14 protein-coding genes are annotated in these 19421 nt (G+C 67.2%); 5 read left to right on the top strand and 9 right to left on the bottom strand.

Going from position 1 to position 19421, the window contains the following annotated elements; all coding sequences use genetic code 11:
- Positions 1-2: 2 nt before the first annotated feature.
- The 8 genes from ACIQC9_RS14470 to ACIQC9_RS14435 form a co-directional block, all read right to left on the bottom strand.
- On the bottom strand, positions 3-419 hold the full coding sequence (locus ACIQC9_RS14470; RefSeq protein WP_400617241.1) for an SRPBCC domain-containing protein: 417 nt from the start codon (positions 417-419) through the stop codon (positions 3-5).
- Positions 416-721 (bottom strand): ArsR/SmtB family transcription factor, encoded by a 306-nt coding sequence (locus tag ACIQC9_RS14465; protein ID WP_400617376.1) that lies wholly within the window; start codon positions 719-721, stop codon positions 416-418. The genes ACIQC9_RS14470 and ACIQC9_RS14465 overlap by 4 nt, the downstream gene beginning before the upstream one ends.
- Before the next feature lie 74 nt (positions 722-795).
- Positions 796-2013 carry an MFS transporter gene (locus tag ACIQC9_RS14460; protein WP_400617239.1) on the bottom strand — a complete coding sequence of 406 codons (1218 nt, stop codon included), beginning with the start codon at positions 2011-2013 and terminating at the stop codon, positions 796-798.
- Entirely contained in the window at positions 2010-3062 is a 1053-nt protein-coding gene (locus ACIQC9_RS14455; protein ID WP_400617237.1) for a LacI family DNA-binding transcriptional regulator, read from the bottom strand. Before ACIQC9_RS14455 ends, ACIQC9_RS14460 begins: the two co-directional genes overlap by 4 nt.
- Before the next feature lie 64 nt (positions 3063-3126).
- Positions 3127-4662 (bottom strand): tryptophan halogenase family protein, encoded by a 1536-nt coding sequence (locus ACIQC9_RS14450; RefSeq protein ID WP_400617235.1) that lies wholly within the window; start codon positions 4660-4662, stop codon positions 3127-3129.
- A gap of 2 nt (positions 4663-4664) precedes the next feature.
- The gene (locus ACIQC9_RS14445) at positions 4665-6200 is read right to left on the bottom strand and encodes a tryptophan halogenase family protein (RefSeq protein ID WP_400617233.1); all 1536 of its coding nucleotides are present in this window, start codon (positions 6198-6200) and stop codon (positions 4665-4667) included.
- Positions 6201-6273: 73 nt separating this feature from the next.
- Positions 6274-9414: a TonB-dependent receptor gene (locus tag ACIQC9_RS14440; protein WP_400617232.1), complete on the bottom strand. Its 3141-nt coding sequence runs from the start codon at positions 9412-9414 to the stop codon at positions 6274-6276.
- A gap of 44 nt (positions 9415-9458) precedes the next feature.
- Positions 9459-11570 carry a glycoside hydrolase family 3 C-terminal domain-containing protein gene (locus ACIQC9_RS14435; protein ID WP_400617374.1) on the bottom strand — a complete coding sequence of 704 codons (2112 nt, stop codon included), beginning with the start codon at positions 11568-11570 and terminating at the stop codon, positions 9459-9461.
- A gap of 465 nt (positions 11571-12035) precedes the next feature.
- On the opposite strand from ACIQC9_RS14435, the gene ACIQC9_RS14430 reads away from it, so the two are divergent.
- The 5 genes from ACIQC9_RS14430 (at position 12036) to ACIQC9_RS14410 (ending at position 16778) form a co-directional block, all read left to right on the top strand.
- Positions 12036-12944: an ROK family protein gene (locus ACIQC9_RS14430; protein WP_400617230.1), complete on the top strand. Its 909-nt coding sequence runs from the start codon at positions 12036-12038 to the stop codon at positions 12942-12944.
- A 38-nt stretch (positions 12945-12982) separates the two neighbouring features.
- Complete coding sequence (locus ACIQC9_RS14425) at positions 12983-14140, top strand: DNA cytosine methyltransferase (protein ID WP_400617228.1); 1158 nt, start codon at positions 12983-12985, stop codon at positions 14138-14140.
- An 87-nt stretch (positions 14141-14227) separates the two neighbouring features.
- Positions 14228-14647 (top strand): TadE family protein, encoded by a 420-nt coding sequence (locus tag ACIQC9_RS14420; protein ID WP_400617226.1) that lies wholly within the window; start codon positions 14228-14230, stop codon positions 14645-14647.
- Complete coding sequence (locus ACIQC9_RS14415; RefSeq protein WP_400617224.1) at positions 14647-16284, top strand: pilus assembly protein TadG-related protein; 1638 nt, start codon at positions 14647-14649, stop codon at positions 16282-16284. The genes ACIQC9_RS14420 and ACIQC9_RS14415 overlap by 1 nt, the downstream gene beginning before the upstream one ends.
- A 65-nt stretch (positions 16285-16349) precedes the next feature.
- Entirely contained in the window at positions 16350-16778 is a 429-nt protein-coding gene (locus ACIQC9_RS14410) for a surface-adhesin E family protein (protein WP_400617222.1), read from the top strand.
- Between the two features lie 12 nt (positions 16779-16790).
- Here ACIQC9_RS14410 and gyrB read toward each other — a convergent pair whose 3' ends face one another.
- Entirely contained in the window at positions 16791-19238 is a 2448-nt protein-coding gene (gene gyrB, locus ACIQC9_RS14405; protein ID WP_400617220.1) for a DNA topoisomerase (ATP-hydrolyzing) subunit B, read from the bottom strand.
- Positions 19239-19421: the final 183 nt, after the last annotated feature.

The raw sequence follows: 19421 nt of genomic DNA, 5'->3' as shown, positions 1-19421 counted from the left end.
CCTCAGTCCTTCGCCAACAGCTGATCGAGATTCTCGAGGAACTGCTTCCAGCCGGCATGGGCGCCGCCGTAAGCCTGCTTCTGGTCGGGTCGGAAGCCCGCCTGCTCCATGCGCAGATGCGTGCCTGACTCCGTCGGCTCGAGCGTGAAGGTCACCACGCTCTTCAGGCTGTAGGCCGGGTCCTCGTGATTGAAGTCCCAGCTGTAGGACATCTTGCGCTCCGGCTCGAGGGTCAGCACCTCGCAATCCAGCACGCCGCCCCAGTCGCCCCGCAGATTGAAGCGGTGGCCGACCTGCGGCGCGAAGTCGTTCTTCATCAGCCATTCGGCCATCAGATGCGGCTGGGTCAGCGCGCGCCAGACCTTGGCGGCGGGGTGCGGCAGGTCGCGCTCCACAACGACGGTGCGGCTCTCGGTCATTGGTCCATCCTGTTCAGCAAATCCGCCAGACCGTCCATTCGCCCCTCCCAGAACCCGGCCATCTGTTCGGTCCAGTCCAGCAGGGGGCTGAGGGCACGCGGCTGGGGGCTGTAGTGGGTCTGGCGCCCGTCCTGACGGTCACGCACCAGCCCCGCCTGCTTCAGCACGCCGAGGTGCTTGGACACCGCCGGCTGGGACACGCCCGCCTGCGCCGTCAGCGCCCCGACCGTCTGCTCTCCCTCGCGGCACAGGCGTTCGAACAGCGCCCTCCGCGTGGGGTCGGCGAGGGTCCGGAACAACATGTCCTGCGTGGTGGGGGTCAACTCATAACTCTCTGGCTATTGATCGGACCAATAACCCCAGAGTTATACGTGAGTCAAGCGGCCGGCCGCTTCGCCTCGCGGACGAACAGCATCAGCGTCCCGCCCAGCGCCGTCAGTCCCGCCAGCACCATCAGCAGCGGGGTGAAATCGTCCGCCTTGATCAGCCAGAAGGCCATCATCGTCGCCGCCATGGCCGGGATGGTGTTGGTCAGGTTCAGGATGCCCAGATCGCGCCCCCGGTTCCGGCGCGAGGGCAGAAGCTGCATCGCATAGGTGTTCTGGATCGACAGAAAGACCGACGAGCCGCAGCAGAACAGCATGTAGCCAACCGCGGCGCTGGGCCAGTCGGGCAGCAGGGCCATCACCGCCAGCCCCAGCGTCGTCATCCCGGCCGTCGCCGCGAGGATCACCTTGCGCGATCCGGTGACGTCTGACAGCCGTCCCAGCGCGGGCGCCAGCGGCACCACGAGCACCGCGGTGATGCCCGACAGGAGCGCGATCCGCGCCGGCAGACTCTCGGCGGTGATGCCGTGATCCACCGTCTCGAAATAATAGAGCAGGTAGGCGAACAGGATGATGCCGGCCATCTGCAGCAGCAGGCGCGCCAGCCAGACCAGCGTCAGATTGCGCCAGCCGCCAGCCCGTCTTTCGGCCACGGCCTCCTCCGCCGCCTCGACCGGTTCGCGGCGGGACTTGAGCACGAGGAATGGCGCGATCAGGGCGACGATGAGCGCGCAGATGATGGCGAACTGCATCTGCTCGCCTACCCCCGGCGACCACGTCACCAGCACGCCGGACAGGGCGCCCAGCGGATAGACGGCGCCGAACAGACCGCCCACCAGACCCTTCTGCTCGTCCGGCGCCTCATCGGCGGCGATGGCCAGCAGGGGCGCCAGCATGAAGTTCAGGGCCAGCTGGAACAGCACGACGCCGGCGATCACCATCGCGGGGCTGGCCGCCAGATGCAGCACGCCATACGAGGCGACGGTTCCCGCCAGCCCGACCCAGACCCAGGGCCTGCGCCCCGCCGGACGGTCCATCGCCCGGTCGCTGATCATGCCGCCCGCGATGTTGGCCAGACTCGCGGCGATCGCGCCGGCGAGAGTCGCAGCGCTCAGCACCGCGATCTTGTCCGGCCCGGCCAGAAACTCGACCTTGACCGGCAGCAGCAGGGTCAGCAGCGGCACGTAGGCCACCACCCCGCCGCCATAGGCGAGGGCGTAGAGCAGCAGGTAGCCGAGGTTTCGTCGGGGACGGGCCGGAGCGGTCACGCGGGCCGCGGCGGCGGCGCGGTGGACCCACGGACCGCGAGATCAAAGGGCAGGACCTTGCTGGTCGGCAGATCGCCCTCGCCCGACTTGGCGCGGATCAGCAGATTGGCCGCCTCGGCCGCCATGGCCGCGATCGGCTGTGTGACGGCGGTCAGGGCCGGGTGACTGAACTTGACGATGGGCGTGTCGTCGAAGCTGACGATCGACAACTGCTCCGGCACCGCAACGCCGCGACGGCCCGCGACCTTCAGCGCCGCCAGCGCCATCTGGTCGTTGCTGGCCACCACGCCCGTCGGCGGCTCAGCCAGATTCAGCAGGGCCTCCATCGCGGCCTCGCCGGACTCGTAGGTGAAGTCGCCGCGTCCGATCAGGGCGTCGTCAGAGGGCATGCCACGGTTCTTCACAGCTCGACGATAGCCCTCCAGACGGGCGGCGCTCAGGGCATATTCATCGCTGCCGGTGATGAAGGCCACGCGACGGTGGCCCAGATCCAGCAGGTGATCCGTCGCCACCTCGGCCGCCTTGCCGTCATCCATGGAGATGGCGAAACCGTCCCCAGGCTCCACAGAACCGATCCGTGCGAACGGCAGGCCCTGTCGGCTGAGCAGGTCGGTGATCAGCGGATTGTCAGAGTGGGGCGGCGTCAGGATCACGCCGTCGGGGTGCAGCGCCGAGATAGCGCCCTGCACCTCGCGTTCGACATTGGACGAATGGGTGTCCACCAGCTCGAAGATCATCCGATAGCCGGACTCGGCGCAGCGCAGCATCCCGCCCATCAGCATCTGGTCGACCCAGTCCGTGCCTTCGCCCGACTGCCAGCCCTCGATGGTGCGGTCGCGATCGTTCAGCGCCATCAGCAGATAGGATCGCGAACCGCCCATCCGCCGCGCCGCCAGACTGGGGGTGTAGCCCAGCCTGGCCACGGCCTCGCGCACTCGCTCCTGCACCTGCGGGCGGACGTTGGGCTCGTTGTTGATGACGCGCGAAACGGTCTGCAGGGAAACGCCCGCCTCGGCCGCGACATGCTTGATAGTGACGGCTCGACGCACGCTTTTCGGGGCCCCCTCGGCTTCGTTCATTCTGTCAGCCCCGGCCGTAGGTCCGCAAGCCGACTCACACGGCGAGCGGCGCCAGCTCGACCTTCGGGGCCGAACAGTGGGCGTCGATGAACTGCTGATGCGTCGGCAGGCCGGCGACCGCGTGGCGGAGCACGGCGGCCATCTGGTCCAGTTCGCCCGGCACGGCGTCGAACGGGATTCGGTCGGTCAGCGGATGCCAGGTCCGGGGACGGACGCCCATCCCCTCCATCACCGCGTGCCAGCTGACGCTCCGGAACAGCTCGTCGACGCCTTCTTTCAGCGTTCCGTTGACCCGGAACAGGTCGATCCTGGCCTGCAGGCTTTCGGGTACGACCATGTCACGGCATTCGCGCCAGAACGGCGTGTCGTCCCGCTGCGTCGCGCAATAGTGCAGGATCACGAAGTCCCGGATCTCCTCGAAATCCGTAATCATGCGGCGATTGTATTCGGCGATCAGGCGGGGATCGCAGTCGGTTTCGGGCATGAAGCGGAAGAAGAAATCCATGCCACGATAGATCAGATGGATCGCGGTCGACTCCAGCGGCTCGATGAAGCCGGACGCCAGCCCCAGCGACAGGACGTTCTTGCTCCAGATCTGCTTGCGGACGCCCGTGCGGAACGGCACCGGCATGGGCCGCACCACCGGCTCGCCCTCGACCTGGCTCATCAGGGTCGCGGTGGCTTCGTCGTCGGAGAGGTATTTACTGCAGAAGACGTAACCGTTGCCGGTTCGGTGCTGCAGCGGGATGCGCCAGCGCCAGCCGAAATCCTGGGCAAGGGCTTGGGTGTAGGGCGCCGGCGGACCGACGTTCTCCGTCTGCACCGCGATGGCCCGGTCGCACAGCAGCCACTGCGACCAGTCCTCGAACTCGACATCCAGCGTCTTGCCGATCAGCAGCGAGCGGAAGCCCGAGCAGTCGATGAAGAAGTCAGCCTCCACCGTTTTTCCGCTCTTGAGGGTCAGGCTTTCGACGAAGCCGTCGGGTCGGGTCTTCACGTGTTCGACGATGCCCTCGGTTCGCGTCACGCCTCGCGCCTCGGCGAAGTTGCGCAGGAAGTGGGCGACCCGTTTGGCGTCCACGTGCAGGGCGTAGATGGCGCCCGCGACCGGGGTCCTTGGCGCCTTGAACGGCAGGGTGAAGCGACCCTCCCGGCTCATCACCGCCGACGGGGCGAAATCCATCAACGGCCCCGGATAACCGTTCGCCGCCGCCTTGAGCCACAGCTGGTAGAAGTCGCCGAACTCGATCGGCGTGCCGATGGCGCCGAAGGGGTGGAAATAGCTCTCGCCCTTTTTCAGCCAATCCCTGAACTGGATGCCCAGCTTGAAGCTGGCCTGGGTCTCGCGCACGAACTCCTGCTCATTGACGCCCAGCCGGGCCAGCAGTTGCAGGAAGGGCGGGACGGTCGACTCACCCACGCCGATCGTGCCGATGTCGTCGGACTCGACCAGTTCGATCTGCGCCATCCGACTCTTGAAATGCTCGGCCATCAGCGCGGCGGCGATCCAGCCGGCGGTGCCGCCGCCGACGATGCAGATTTTCTTCAGAGGGCCGGGCTTGGCGTCCATCGTCAGGTCCTGGGCTGGGTCGGCGCGCAGTCGAGCGACGCCAGAAAATCGGAATGGGACGGGGCCTCGGCGACAGCGCGGGCGACGGAAGTCCGCATCTGCCCCAGCGCGTCCCTGAGCTGGCCGATATCGAAGGCGGCGACGCCCGGGTCGATCACGTCGGGCATTTCCTCGAAGCCGGCGTAGATGGCCAGCCAGCTGGCGGGATGGAACATCTCCCAGCGATAGCGCACGAACTGGCCCCGCGCCTTCCACAGGTCGATCTTGCGCTGGAGCGTGTCGGGCACGGCCATGGCCCGGCAGTCGCGCCAGAAGGCCGTGTCGTCACGCCGGTTCAGCTTGTAGTGCAGGATGATGAAGTCCCGGACCCGCTCCATCTCACGGGCCGACTGATCGTTGAACTCGTCGATCGCGGGCTGGGCGAAGGACCGGTCCGGGAACAGCGAACGCAGCCGCTCGATGCCCGTCTCGATCAGGGCGATGCTGGTGCTCTCCAGCGGCTCGAGGAAGCCCGCCGACAGACCCAGCGCGACGCAGTTCTTGACCCAGACCTTGTCCCGTCGGCCGGGGCGGAAGGGGATGCGGCGCGGCTCCATCAACGGCTTGCCGACGACGTTCGCCGTCAGCTCGGCCGCGGCCGCATCATCGCTCTGATGCGCGGTGGAATAGACGACGCCGTTGCCGGCGCGATGGCGTAACGGGATGCCCCACTGCCAGCCGGCCGACCGCGCGGTGACGCGGGTGAAGGGCTGGGGGTCGTCGCCCGGCTCGTTCTCGCTCTGCATCGCGAAGGCGGCGTCGCAGGGCAGCCAGTGGCCCCAATCCTGAAATCCCGACCCCAGCGCCTGACCGATCACCAGCCCGCGGAAGCCGGTGCAGTCGACGAACAGATCGCCCTCGATCTCGCGCCCGTCCTCCAACGCCAGCGCACGGACGAAGCCATCGTCGGGGCGCAGACGAACCTCCTGCACCTTCGCATCGACCCGCTCGCAGCCGCCCGCCTCGGCGTACTTGCGCAGATACTGGGCAAAGAGCGAGGCGTCGAGATGCAGGGCCCAGTCGAACACGGACAGGGTCGAGGGCGGATTGGGCGACGGATGGGTGAATTTGCCCTGGCGCGCCAGTTCAGCGCCCAGCGAGAAGTCAGACAGCGCCACGCCGTCGCCAGCCTCCCGCGCGCGCATCCAGAAATTGTGGAAGCCGATCCCTCTCACGTCCTGACCGTAGTGGCCGAAGGGATGGATGAAGTCAGAGCCCGGTCCGGACCAGTCCAGAAACCGGATGCCAAGCTTGCAGGTCGCCTGCGTTGCCTGCATGACCTCGGCGTCGCTCAGACCCAGCTGGCCGTAGAAGCGGCGGATGGTCGGGATGGTCGCCTCGCCCACGCCGATCGTACCGATCTCGGATGACTCGACGACGGTGATCTTCAGCGGCGTGCCGCGGAAATGCTGGACCAGCGCCGCGGCCGCCATCCAGCCGGCTGTGCCGCCGCCGACGATGACGACGGATCGGATCGGGCCCTGGCTCCGTGTGTCCATGACGAATGCTTACGACAAAAAAGGAGGCCGGCGACACCTTTCGGAGCCGCCGGCCAGTCCGCTCAGGAGAGCTTTAGAACCGGGCGCGAACGCCGATCGAGTAGCGGGGCTCGAACTGGTTGCGCGAGTGGAACTGCTCGGCCCCCTTTTCGAACTCCAGATAGTATTCCTCGATCTCGCCAAGAACGTTCGATCCGTTGGCGTAGATCGTCACCATGTCGTTGACGTCATAGGTGACGTTCACGTCCACGTACTGCGACGTATCCTGATAGATCGGGATCCCGCCGAAGTTTCCGTTCAGGCGCGGCGTGCGGTAGTTCCAGGCCACGCGGGCCTGAAGTCTGTCGCCTTGATACCAGACCGCGGCGTTGGTCGAGTATTTGGAGTTGTCCTGGAACGGCAGGTCGTCCCCGGCGATGCTCTTGGCGTTGGCGGTGCTGTCCGAATAGGTGAAGCTGCCGTCGAAGCCGAAGTCGGACAGGATCGGCGTGTCGATGAAGTCCGACAGACCGATCTTGGCGCCCAGTTCCAGTCCCTGCAGTTCGCCACCGTCGCCCTGCACGGGACGGTTCACATCCACCAGACGACGGATGACGCCGTCGCTGTCCGGATACGAGCCGCTGGCCGTAACGGTGGCGCGGGTGACGAAGCTGTCGATGTTCAGGCGGAAGACCGCCGCGTTGAACATCGTCGCCGGGCCGTAATAGTACTCCAGCGCCAGATCGAAGTTGTCCGAACGCCACGGGTTCAGGTTCGGATCGCCGCCCAAGGTCACGCCGGTCACGCGACGCACGCCGATCGGAGGCGCGGTCGGGTCCGCCGGAGACGGTCCCGGAGAGTCGGCGGTGGTCACGGTAACGCCGCCGCCGTAGTTGCCCAGATCCAGCGGGATCATGGTCTTGGCATAGGCGAAGCGAAGCTTGAGGCGTTCGTTGAACTCCCACTGCAGGTTCACCGTCGGCAGCCAGTCGGTGTAGCTGCGGGTCGACAGGGTGTCGCCGATGTCGTTGTTGGTGTCGCCGTACGCCCGCACGTCGCCGGTCAGGTTCTGGCGAACCCGCAGCTCGGTCCGGACCATGCGCACGCCGATGTCGCCGCTCAGCGAGCGGAAGGCGATCGACGCGTTGGCATAGGCCGAGTCCTCGTACAGATCGACGTCGTAGGTGTTGCCAGGAATGATGACTTCATAGGCGTTTCCGAACACCCGCTCCTGGAAGGCACGGACGTCGTCGAAGTCACGGGGATCGGCCACCCACACGCCCGGCAGACCTTGGGTGATCGAACCGTAGTCGGACAGGAAGTAGGTGTTGTTGTTCTCGCGCAGCAGGGTCGGACGGTTGACCGTATAACCCTGGAAGCAGGTCGGAGTGTTTGGCACCGTGCCCGCCGTACAGCTGCCCGGCGCGGTCGCCAGCGGCTGTGCCGGGTTGTAGCCGGGGTTGGAGACGAACTCGCCCGACTGACACTGCGGATTGTCCATGACGACGTCGATGGCCTTCCACTGGGCCGAACAGCCCTGCGGATTGCCCGCGCCCTGACCGGCGTAGAAGTCCGAGAACAGGTGGAAGTTGCGGATCTCGACTTCACGCGCGCTGTGGCGAATACCGGCGTCGACGCGGGTGATGAAGCCCAGCGCCGGTTCCTGTTGGAACTCATAGCCGCCGTCGAAGCGGACCACGGTCAGCTCCGAGTTGTTGCGCTGGTTGCCCTCGGACGAGTAGGCGCCGACAGTGTAGCTGTCGAGGTTGTTCATATAGTCCGTCAGCGGACGAACACCGAGGCCGCCCGGAGTGGCGCGGTCGAAGCCGCTCCAGACCATCTTCGATCCGCCGATGTCGATATGCAGCTGCGGGTCAGCTCCATAGCCGAACGGGTTCGGCGAGATGTAGCGACCGCCCTGGCTGCCGACCACGCCGTTGGTGTAGCGGGATGCAGGGTACAAGGCCGCGATCGAGGCCGGATAGAAGGTGCCCCGCGTGCGGTCGGCGCCTTGACGGAACAGGGTGAAGGTCCGGTCCGGGCCGTACTCCCAGTTCGACAGGTCGCCCTGCACCTGGCCGTTCATGCTTTCCATGTTGGCGTCGGCCTTGATGGCGCGCGCGCTGAAGGTGAAGGGGCCACCCTTGTCGTAGTCGAGTTCGAGGTTGAAGTTCTTCGACTCGTTTTCGGTGGCCCGGTTCACGGTGAACGAGTTCATCCACCAGACGTCGAGGTCGTATTCGGTCACATCGAGCCATGGATTGCCGTTGCCGCCGTTGACGCCGGTTTCCGTGAACTCGGTCGGCGTGGTCCAGGTCACGCCGCTCCAGCGGTTGGAGATGTTCAGACCGGCGGCCCGGTTATACTCCTGCTGATGGGTGTAGAAGACCTCGCCGGTCAGGCGGATGCCCTCTTCAATGTCGAACTGGAACGCGCCGTTGATGCCGACGCGCTCGCGTTCGACCACGCGGTTAAAGCTCTCATAGCCGTGCGGCGCGATCCAGTTGTCCGCGTCGGGAGGGCCGCCCCAGTCGTTGTTGCCGAACAGGCCGCCGGCGACGCCGGAGTAGTTGTTGCCGAGGTTGGAGTTGCTGATGACGCCGGACAGCATCACGCCGAACCGGTCGCTGCGCCAGTTGAGCAAGCCGTTCAGCAGATAGTCGTCCTGCTGGGTGCGGTCGCCCTGCTGATACTCAGCCGTGGCGAAGACGCTGGGGCCGTAGTCGAAGTCCATCGGCCGGCGGGTCCGCAGGTCGATCGTGCCGGAAATGCCGGACAGGGCGTTCGACACGTCCTGCGACTTGAACACCACCACCGAACTCATCAGCTGTGCCGGCACGTCGTTCAGATTCGGCTGGGCGGTGCCGAGGTTGCCCGGCGACAGATACTGCTCGCCGTTCAGCAGGGTGACGACCTGCGGCAGGCTGCGAATGTTGACCGTGGCGCCCTCACCCGCGTTGCGCTGGATCTGGATGCCCGCGACGCGTTGCAGGGCGTCCGCCACGGTGACGTCGGGCAGCTTGCCGATGTCTTCCGCAGAGATGGCGTCGACCAGAGCGGTCTCGTTGCGCTTGATGTCGATCGACCGCGCCTGCGAGGCGCGGATGCCGGTGACGATGATGTCGTCGACCTCCGTCGGCTCCTGACCCGCCCCCGGGTCCTGCGCAAACGCCGGCGACACCAGTGCGGAGCTGGCCATCAAGGCCGCCAGCCAGGGCCTGTAAACCGTCTTCATCCCTACTTCCTCCCCAAGGTTCGAACCGCCTCTGTTGTGCGGTTTCAAGGTTCCATTGATCGCGGCCGAAGCGTCGCCTCGCCCGTAAGCGTCTCGTCGCCGGCGCTCTTGCCGACGATGACCCGGTAATCGCCGCCCAGACGCCAGCCCGGCGCGGCGATGTCGTATTCCGCCAGCACGCGAGGCTCCGCCGTCACGGTCACACGGCGCGTCTCGCCCGGCTGCAGCGACAGGCGGCCCCAGCCCGCCAGCCGGCGCGCGCTTCCGGGCGCGGCGACATAGAGTTGCGGCGTTTCGATCCCCGGCCGGTCGCCGGTGTTCGTCACATCAAAGCTGACCGTCAGCCCCTCGCCGCCTTCGACCTTCAGGTCGGCGTAGCTGAAGCTGGTGTAGGAGAGGCCATGCCCGAACGGGAACAGCGGCGTCCGGTCCTCACGATCGTACCAGCGATAGCCGACGTCAGACCCTTCGACATAGTCCACAGCGAAGGGCTGCAGCCCGCCTGCATCGCCCGCGCCGGGGTTCGAGGCCGCAGCCGCCTCGGCGCGCATCAGATCGGTATGGCCGGGAATTTCCGGACGCGGCGCCTGCGCGGCCTCGCGCGGGAAGGTGATCGGCAGACGGCCCGACGGGTTCACCTCGCCGAACAGGATGCGCGCCAGCGCTTCGCCGCCCCGCTGGCCGGGATACCAGGCCTGCACCACCGCAGGTACGCGCTCGAGCCACGGCATCAGCACCGGCCCGCCTGTCTCCAGCACCACGACCGTGCGCGGATTGGCGCCGGCGACCGCGTTGATCAGGTCATCCTGACCATCCAGCAGGGACAGGCTTCCATCCTCCTGCGCCTCGGTCATCCATTTGACGGCGAAGACCACGACCACATCCGCCGACTTCGCCGCCTCGGCTGCAGCGGCCGCATCGTCGCCCGGCACGAAGGTCACCTCGGCGTCCGGCGCGGCGGCCTTGATCGCATTCAACGGCGAGGACGCATGGTAGGTGACCCGGGCGAACGACGAAGCGGCGCCGGAGGTCAGGGGAATCTCAACGGGCGCTCCGCCGACCGAACGGACCTGCGAGGACCCGCCGCCCGATAGCACCCCCACATCGGCGTGTCCGCCGATCAGAACGATGCGTCGCGCGGTCTTCGCCAGCGGCAACACGCCGCCCTCGTTCTTCAGCAGCACGATGCCGTTTTCAGCGGCGCGCTGGGCGACCTCGGCGTTGGCCGCGTAGTCGATCGGCTGCGCGGTCTCGACGACCGGCGCATCCATGACGCCTGTCTCGATCACCCCGGTCAGGATGCGGCGGACCATATCGTCCAGCCGCGCCTCGCTGATCCGACCGGCGGCCAGAGCCTGCTCGAACGGCGCAGCGAAATACAGCGCGCGGTCCAGTTCCTGTCCCGACTGCTGGTCCAGCCCGGCCAGCGCGGCCTTCTCCGTCGAATGCACGGCGCCCCAGTCGGACATGACCCAGCCGGGATAGCCCCAGTCGCGTTTCAGGACCTGATTCAGCAGCCAGTCGCTTTCGCAGGCGTAGTCGCCGTTGACCCGGTTGTAGGCGCACATGACCGAGCCCGGCCGCCCGCGCTCGATGGCGATCTCGAACGCCAGCAGATCGCTTTCGCGCAACGCCGCCTCGTCGAGACGGGCGTCCATGATCATCCGGCCGGTTTCCTGCGAGTTGAAGGCGTAGTGCTTGACCGTCGAGACGATGTGGTTCGACTGGACGCCGCGGATGTGCTCGCCGCCCATCACGCCGGCCAGCAGCGGATCCTCGCCCAGATATTCGAAATTCCGTCCCGCCCACGGATCGCGGGTCAGGTTCACCCCGCCTGCGAGCAGGACGTTGAACCGCTTGGCCCGGGCCTCGGAGCCGATCATGGCCCCGCCGGCGTAGGCGATCTCGGGGTCGAAGGTCGCGGCGGTCGCGAGGCTGGCCGGCAGGGCGGTCGCGACATCGCCCTTGCGCTGTTCGATCTGGTTGGCGACGCCCAGACTGGCGTCGCTCTCACGCAGGGTCGGCAGGCCCAGATGCGGAATGCCGGGCACATGGCCGGCCGATGGGATCATATCCGCGACGGGCGCGCCGGGCGTGCGGTCGGCCATCGGCGGGAAGTAGCCGTGGATCAGCTGCAGCTTCTCTTCGCGTGTCATCCGCGCCAGCAGAGCCTCCGCACGGGCGGGGGTCGACGTCGCCGATTCCTCGGCGCGAGGCGCGGCCTGCGCGGCGACCGTTGCGGGCGCACAGGCCAGTACGCCCGTCGCGAAAAGGGCGGCCCAGCTGATGTGAAGACGACGACGAGCGATAGACAACGCGATGTGATTCCGGATGCGGGGGCGCCAGTCCCCGATAGGCGCACGAGCCACGCGAACAGCGGTGCGGACAGGCCGCGACGCCGACGCGCAGAGCTATGTCGTAGTTTCCCTGCCTCCCATGCGGCCCCCTCAGGCCGCCGCGAATTCCGTCCCAGCGAAGATCTTCGTCTTCTGCACCCGGATCGTAATCACGGTTTGAGAGCGTTCACAACAAGCGGTTTACAAGATTTGTAACAGAGCCCGGTTGTTACAAGATGATTGCCGCGGCTCGCCCCCGCAGCCTGAACCGGGCAGGCTCCATCCATGAGCGACTCCGATTCCCCTCCTCTGATCGCCGGTGTCGAACTGGGCGGGACCAAGTGTGTCTGCGTGCTCGCAACCGGGCCCGACGACGTGCGCGAGGAGGTCCGCCTGCCGACGGATTCGCCGGAGACGACCCTGTCCGCCATCCGCACCGTGCTGGAGCGATGGACGGCCGGACCGGGAGTGAGCGCCCTGGGCATCGCCAGCTTCGGCCCGCTGGAGCTCGATCGGGACGCCGCGCAGTTCGGCCATATCGTCTCCACGCCCAAGACGGGCTGGAGCGGCGCGGACCTGAACCTCTTGGGTGAAGGACTGGGAGTTCCGATCGCGATAGACACGGACGTCAACGGCGCCGCCTTCGCGGAGGCCCGCTGGGGCGCCGCGCAGGGCCTGACCAGCTACGCCTACGTCACCGTCGGCACGGGCATTGGCGTGGGCTCGATCATAGGCGGCCGCTCCGTTGCCGGTCTCGGTCATTCGGAGGCCGGACACCTTCGGGTAGGGCGCCTCACCGGCGACAACTGGCCGGGCTGGTGCCCCTATCATGGCGACTGCGTCGAGGGACTGGCCGCCGGTCCCGCGATCGCCCTGCGCGCCGGCCGGCCGGGAGACGAGTTGCCGGGCGACGATCCTGCCTGGGAGATGGCGGTGCATGCGCTCGGCGGCCTGCTGCACAATCTGGTGCTCACGACCGCGCCCCAGCGCATCCTGATCGGCGGCGGCGTCGTCGACGGCCAGCCGTGGCTGCTGCCTCGCCTGCGCGCCGCCCTTCTGGACAGCTTGGCCGGCTATGCGACCGCGGAGAGGATCTCGGCCGAAGGCGACGCCTTCGTTCAGCCGCCCGGTCTCGGATCGCGGGCCGGTCCACTGGGCGCGATCGCGCTGGGACTGTCGGCGCTGAAGGCCTGATGGTGGACAGGGGCGCCCCGCGCGATCAGCCTCGGGGCATGGTCGATTCGTCCGCCGATGCGCGGCCCGCCTTCTACGAATTCTTCGCCGGCGGCGGGATGGTTCGCGCCGGGCTGGGCGACGGCTGGCGCTGCCTGTTCGCCAATGACATCAACCCCGGAAAGGCCGCCGCCTATCGCGAGAACTGGGGCTGGGAGGACTTCCATCTCGGCGACATCGGTACGCTCGACGCCAGCGTCCTGCCCGGCCGGCCGGATCTCGTCTGGGGCTCCTTTCCCTGTCAGGACCTCTCGCTCGCCGGCGCAGGAGCCGGGCTTGAGGGCGGACGGTCGGGGACCTTTCACGCCTTCTTCGATATCGTTCGTGCTCTGGCGGCGGACAGGCGGGCGCCGCGGCTCGTAGTCATAGAGAATGTGTGCGGCGCCCTGACCTCGCGCGGGGGGCAGGATTTCGAAACCATCTGCCGGACGTTCGTCGAGGCCGGCTACCGCCCCGGCCCTCTGGTCATCAACGCTGACCTCTTTGTGCCCCAGTCACGACCCCGCCTTTTCGTCATTGGCTTGCGGGATGACGCTGCGCCCGACGCTCTCGCCTCACCCGCCCCCGAACTGACATTTCACCCGGCCGCCGTAATGCGGGCCGTCGAGGCCCTGCCCGTAGACCTGCGGTCTCACATCGTCTGGTGGAACCTCCCGGAGCCGGGCCTGAGCAACGCGTCGCTTACGTCGATTGTTGAACCGGACACCCCTGCACTTCGCTGGCGCAAACATGACGCCACCGCACGCCTGCTGGCCCAGATGTCCCCGCTGAATCGCGCCAAGGTCGACACGGCGCTGCGCTCGGGAACCGAGGCGGTCGGTGCCGTCTTCCGCCGCACCCGGACCGAAGCCGGACGGAAGGTCCAGCGCGCCGAGGTGCGTTTCGATCGCGCGGGCTGCCTGCGCACGCCGGCCGGCGGCTCCAGTCGACAGATCCTGTTGGTCATCCGGAATGGCGAAGTCCGCTCGCGCCTGATGACCGGCCGCGAAACCGCCCGGCTGATGGGACTGCAGGATAACTACCGGTTGCCTCACAGCGAGAGCGCGGCCCTGCGCCTGACAGGCGATGGCGTAGCGGTTCCGGTGGTGGCGTGGCTTTCAGAGCAGCTTCTGAAGCCACTTCTGGGGCTGGCCGTATCTCGGCGACGAGCAGCCTGACACAACATTACATCAACCCTTGCGCTTAAACGCCGTTTAACCTGATACGCGTAAAAGTTGTCTCCTTGAATGCGAAGGGGGACGCTGATGTCAAGGTTCGCAAGTCATCTGAAAGAGCGCCACAACTCGGGCGCGATCGCTGCCGAGTTCGCCCTTGTCGGGCCGCTGTTCGTTCTGTTGCTGATGGGCTTGGTCGTCTACGGCGGCTGGTTCTGGATGGCGCAGGGAGTTAGTTCGCTGGCGGCCGAAGGCGCCCGCGCCGCCGTGGCCGGGCTCGACGTTGCAGAGCGGGACATGCTGGCGCGGGCAGCGGTGACTGACACCGTCGACGCCACAATCCTGTCGCCCGACGAGATCGACGTAGCGGTCGCCAGTACGACCCGCGCCATCGAGGTGACCGTGTCGTACGACGCGAGCGAGCACCCGTTCATGGCGCTGCCGGCCCTCGTGCCGCCTCCGCCCCGGACCATCACGCGGACATCCACCGTGCTCGTGGGAGGCTACTGATGAACAGTTCCGGCTTCCTCTCCAACCGTCAGGGCGGCGTGGCGATCATGGGTGGGATCAGCGGCCTGCTGGCCTGTCTGACGGCGGCCGTCGTCGTTGACGGCGGCTCCATCGCCCTGCACGCCCGTCGCCTGCAATCGGCCGCAGATCTCGGCGCGCTGGCCGCCGCCCGGGATCTGGATCGCGCGTCTGCCGCGGGCGACGCCACTGCGCGGGCGAATGCAAAAGTGGAGGCTGTGGTCACGACGGTTGGCCTCTATCGCGATGAGCCGACGGTGAAGCCTCAGGATCGATTTCAGACCGCCTCAGCGAATGTTTCCCCGAACGCCGCGCGCGTCACCGCCACCGGCCCGGCGCCCCTGTGGTTCGGCCGGCTGTTGCTGGGTCGGGACACCGTCACCCTGACCCGAACCGGCGTCGCCGCCGTGCCGCTGGCCCGACCGCAGGCGATGTTCTCTATCGGCTCCCGGCTGGCGCGACTCGACAGCGGCGTCGCCAATCAGGTTCTCGGCGGCCTGACCGGCAGCCAGATCAGTCTCAGCGTGATGGACTACCGCGCCCTCGCCGATGCGAAGGTCGACCTGCTGACCTTCGCCGACAGCCTCGCCACGCATGCCGACGTCAAGGCCGGCGACTATGACGCCCTGCTGGACAGCCGTGTGGACGCCGGCGACGCCTTGCGCGCGGTGGAGGACGCCTCGCAGGGTGCGGATGCCGCCCTGAACGCCCTCGTCCGCGCCGCCTCCGGGCGGGATATCAGGGTGGGCGACCTGATCGCACTGCACGCGGACGCTCCGCAGGCCCTGAAAGGCGGTGTCGACGCCTCCGTATCGGCGCTCGATATCGCTGGCGCGGTGATCGAAATCGCGGGGGCCGGGCGACAGGTCGCGCTCGACCTCGGGGCCGACGCCGGTCTGGCCGAGGTGGACGTCTGGCTGGCGATCGGCCAACGCCCCGAAATATCCCCCTGGCTCACTGTGACCGACAATGGAAACCCGATCATCCATACAGCGCAGGCCCGGCTCTATCTGGAAGCCCGCACCGCCAACGCCGTCGCCGGCCTCGCCCAGATCAAGGCCCCCGTTCTCATCGAACTCGCATCCGCCGAGGCGCGTCTGGGCGACATCCGGTGCGAGACGCCACGGAAGGTTCGGATCGACGCGCGAACAGGCGTGGCGCGGGCGCGCCTCGGTACCGTCGACAAGGCGCGTCTGAACGATTTCGCTACGCCGCTGACCGTCCGCCCCGCGCCCCTGCTCAGCGTCGCCGGTCTGGTGTCGGTGACCGGGTCCGCGGACCTGCAGGCTGCGGATCAGGCGTTCTCACCCCTCGCCTTCGACGACATCGCCATCCGGGATCAGCAGAGTCGGACCATCAGGTCGCGGCAGTTCGCGTCGGGACTGGTTTCGTCCCTGCTGGGCCGCACGGACCTGAAGGTACAGGCGCTGGGCCTTGGCTTGGGACTGGGCGATGTCGCCGGCGCCGTGGGCCGGGTTCTTGCGCCGGTCGGGCCGGTTCTCGACGGTGTGGTCGAGAGGGTTCTGACTCCGCTCGGGCTGTCTCTTGGAGAAGCCGATGTGACCGTGCATCAGGTTCTCTGCCCCGGGCGGGAAGCCGCGCCGGTGCTGGTCGGCTAGGCGCCGCGCCCTCTTGCCAAAGCCGTCCGGCGGCGCATCATATCCGTGTTCCTGGGGAGGATGTGATGAAGACCATGATCCTGTGCGCGGCCGCCATCGCCGTCGCCACACCGGCCTCGGCCGAAAGCTGGATGACCTATTCCCGCAGTCAGACGACCGCCTATCTCGCCGACGTCGACAGCATCACCTTGACCGGCGACATCACCTCGATGCGGGTCGCTTCAGTCCCGCGGGAGACTCCGGCGGCTGAAGTCTCCTACACGATTGAGACCTATGAGTTTCAATGCGCCGCCTCGAAGTGGCGGACTGCCGGCGCGAAGGAATTCGATCACGCCGGCGTCGAGACGGGCGACTATCCCGAGGCCGACGCGGCGTGGGAAAACGTCAACCCGTCGACCCCGCCGGGTTTCATAAAGACGATCGCCTGCGACAACGCCCGCAGCCCGACATCCTTCCCGACCCTTCAGGCCTTCATCGAGACCGGCCGGCCCTGAGGCCGGCCGCCGTCACGCGTCGACGGCGGCGTCCAGCGCGTTTTCCTGGATGAACTCACGGCGCGGTTCGACCACGTCGCCCATCAACTTGGCGAACAGGTCGGAAGCGTCCTCCTGATGCTCGACGCTGACCTGCAGAAGGGTGCGGGCGTTGGCGTCGAGCGTGGTCTCCCACAGCTGCTCAGGGTTCATTTCGCCCAGACCCTTGTAGCGCTGGATCGAGATGCCCTTCTTGCCGGCATCGAGCACCGCATCCAGCAGGTCCAGCGGCCCGCGCACGTCGGTCGCCTTCTCCTTGCGGCGGAAGACGGCGGGCTTCGCGAACAGGCCGTCGAAGGCATGGGCCCGCTCGGCCAGACGGCGGGCGTCCAGCGACCGGATCAGGGTCTCTTCCAGCACGATGCGTTCGGTCACCGCGCGCCGGGTGCGCTCGAACACGATCGCGCCTTGCGGGCCGGAAGACCCGGACCAAGGACCGTCGCCCTCTTCGGCGAACAGGTTGAGACGGTCGGCGGCGGCGGCGGCGCGCTCCGCGGGCTCGCCCGCCTCGTCGAACAGTCCGGCCAGCGCCGCCTGCTCGATCGCGAACGTCGGCGCCCGTTGGCTCAGACGGTCCACCCCGGCCCGGAAGGCCTTGGCCTCACGCACCAGAGACTGCAGATCCCGCCCGGTGCGGCGCTCGCCGGTCGGCAGGTCGAGTTCAGCCTCGGACGAGCCTTCCTCGATCAGATAGGAATCCATCTCGGACTGGTCTTTCAGGTACCGGGACTGCTTGCCCTTGGCGACCTTGTAGAGCGGCGGCTGGGCGATATAGACGTGGCCGCGCTCGATCAGCTCCGGCATCTGACGATAGAAGAAAGTCAGCAGCAGCGTCCGGATGTGCGCGCCGTCGACGTCGGCGTCGGCCATCAGGATGATCTTGTGATAGCGCAGCTTGTCGGCGTTGAAGTCGTCGCGTCCGATGCCGGTGCCCAGCGCGAGGATCAGGGTGCCGATCAGTTCAGACGACAGCATGCGGTCGAACCGGGCGCGCTCGACGTTCAGGATCTTGCCCCGCAGCGGCAGCACCGCCTGGTTCTCACGATTGCGGGCCTGCTTGGCCGAACCGCCGGCGGAATCGCCCTCGACGATGAAGAGTTCGGACTTGGCCGGGTCGCGTTCCTGACAGTCGGCCAGCTTGCCAGGCAGGCTGGAGATCTCCAGCGCCGACTTGCGCCGCGTCAGGTCGCGCGCCTTACGGGCGGCTTCACGGGCGGCGGCGGCCTCGATGATCTTGGCGACCACCTGCTTGGCTTCGACCGGATGCTCCTCGAACCAGGTCGCCAGACCTTCCTGACATAGCCCCTCGACCGCCGGACGTACTTCCGACGACACCAGCTTGTCCTTGGTCTGCGAGCTGAACTTGGGATCCGGCACCTTGACCGACAGGACGCAGGTCAGGCCCTCGCGCGCATCCTCGCCCGAGACGGAGACCTTCTCCTTCTTGGCCGCGCCGGCTGACTCGATATACCCGCCCATGACCCGGGTCAGGGCCGCGCGGAAGGCCGACAGGTGGGTGCCCCCATCCCGCTGGGGGATGTTGTTGGTGAAGCACAGCATGGTCTCGTGGTAGCTGTCGTTCCACCACAGGGCGAGATCGAGCTCGATTCCTTCCTTCTTGCCGCGGATGACGATGACGTCCTTCAGGATCGGCGACTTGGACTTGTCCAGATGGCGGACGAAGGCCTCGACCCCGCCCTCGTAGTGCAGGATTTCCTCGAACGGTTCGGCATGCCGGTCGTCGCGCAGCTTGATCACCACGCCCGAGTTCAGGAAGGCCAGCTCGCGCAGCCGGTGCTCCAGCGTCTTCAGATCGAAGTCGATGTGGCTGAAGGTCGTGACCGACGGATAGAAGGTCACCTCGGTGCCGGTCAGCGGCTGGCCCGCCTTTGCGCCCTCCGTCCGGATCGGCGCGTCGCCGGTGACGACCAGCGACTTCGCCGTATCGCCGCGTTCGAAGCGCATCTGGTGCGCCTTGCCGTCGCGATAGATCTTCAGCTCCAGCCAGTCCGAAAGGGCGTTCACCACCGACACGCCCACACCGTGCAGGCCGCCCGAAACCTTGTAGGAGTTCTGGTCGAACTTACCGCCCGCGTGCAGCTGGGTCATGATGACCTCGGCCGCCGAGACGCCTTCGCCCTCGTGGATGTCGGTCGGGATGCCGCGGCCGTTGTCGGTGACCGTCACCGAGCCGTCGGCGTTCAGGATCACCTGAACCAGATCAGCGTGCCCGGCCAGCGCCTCGTCGATCGCGTTGTCGACCACCTCGTAGACCATGTGGTGCAAGCCCGAGCCGTCGTCGGTGTCGCCGATGTACATGCCCGGACGTTTCCGCACCGCGTCGAGGCCCTTCAGGACCTTGATGGAGTCGGCGCCGTATTCGGCCATGGGAACGTCGTCGTCGGGCAGTTGGTCGGTCATGAATTCGATCGATGAAACGGCCCTGAACCGGGCCCGGAATAGCGGGCTGCCAGAGGCCCGGAGCGGTCTGTGAAAGCCGCACGAATCTCTCGCGCGAAACAGCCGTCAGGATATAGGGAATCGGCCCGGAATTGCTAGAAAAAGCGGTGTTCCGACCGCAGGGCTTCGGGCGCAAAAAAGCCC

Source organism: Brevundimonas sp. NPDC092305 (genome assembly GCF_044755415.1).
Lineage (GTDB): Bacteria > Pseudomonadota > Alphaproteobacteria > Caulobacterales > Caulobacteraceae > Brevundimonas.
This window is presented reverse-complemented; position numbering and strand designations above follow the sequence as displayed.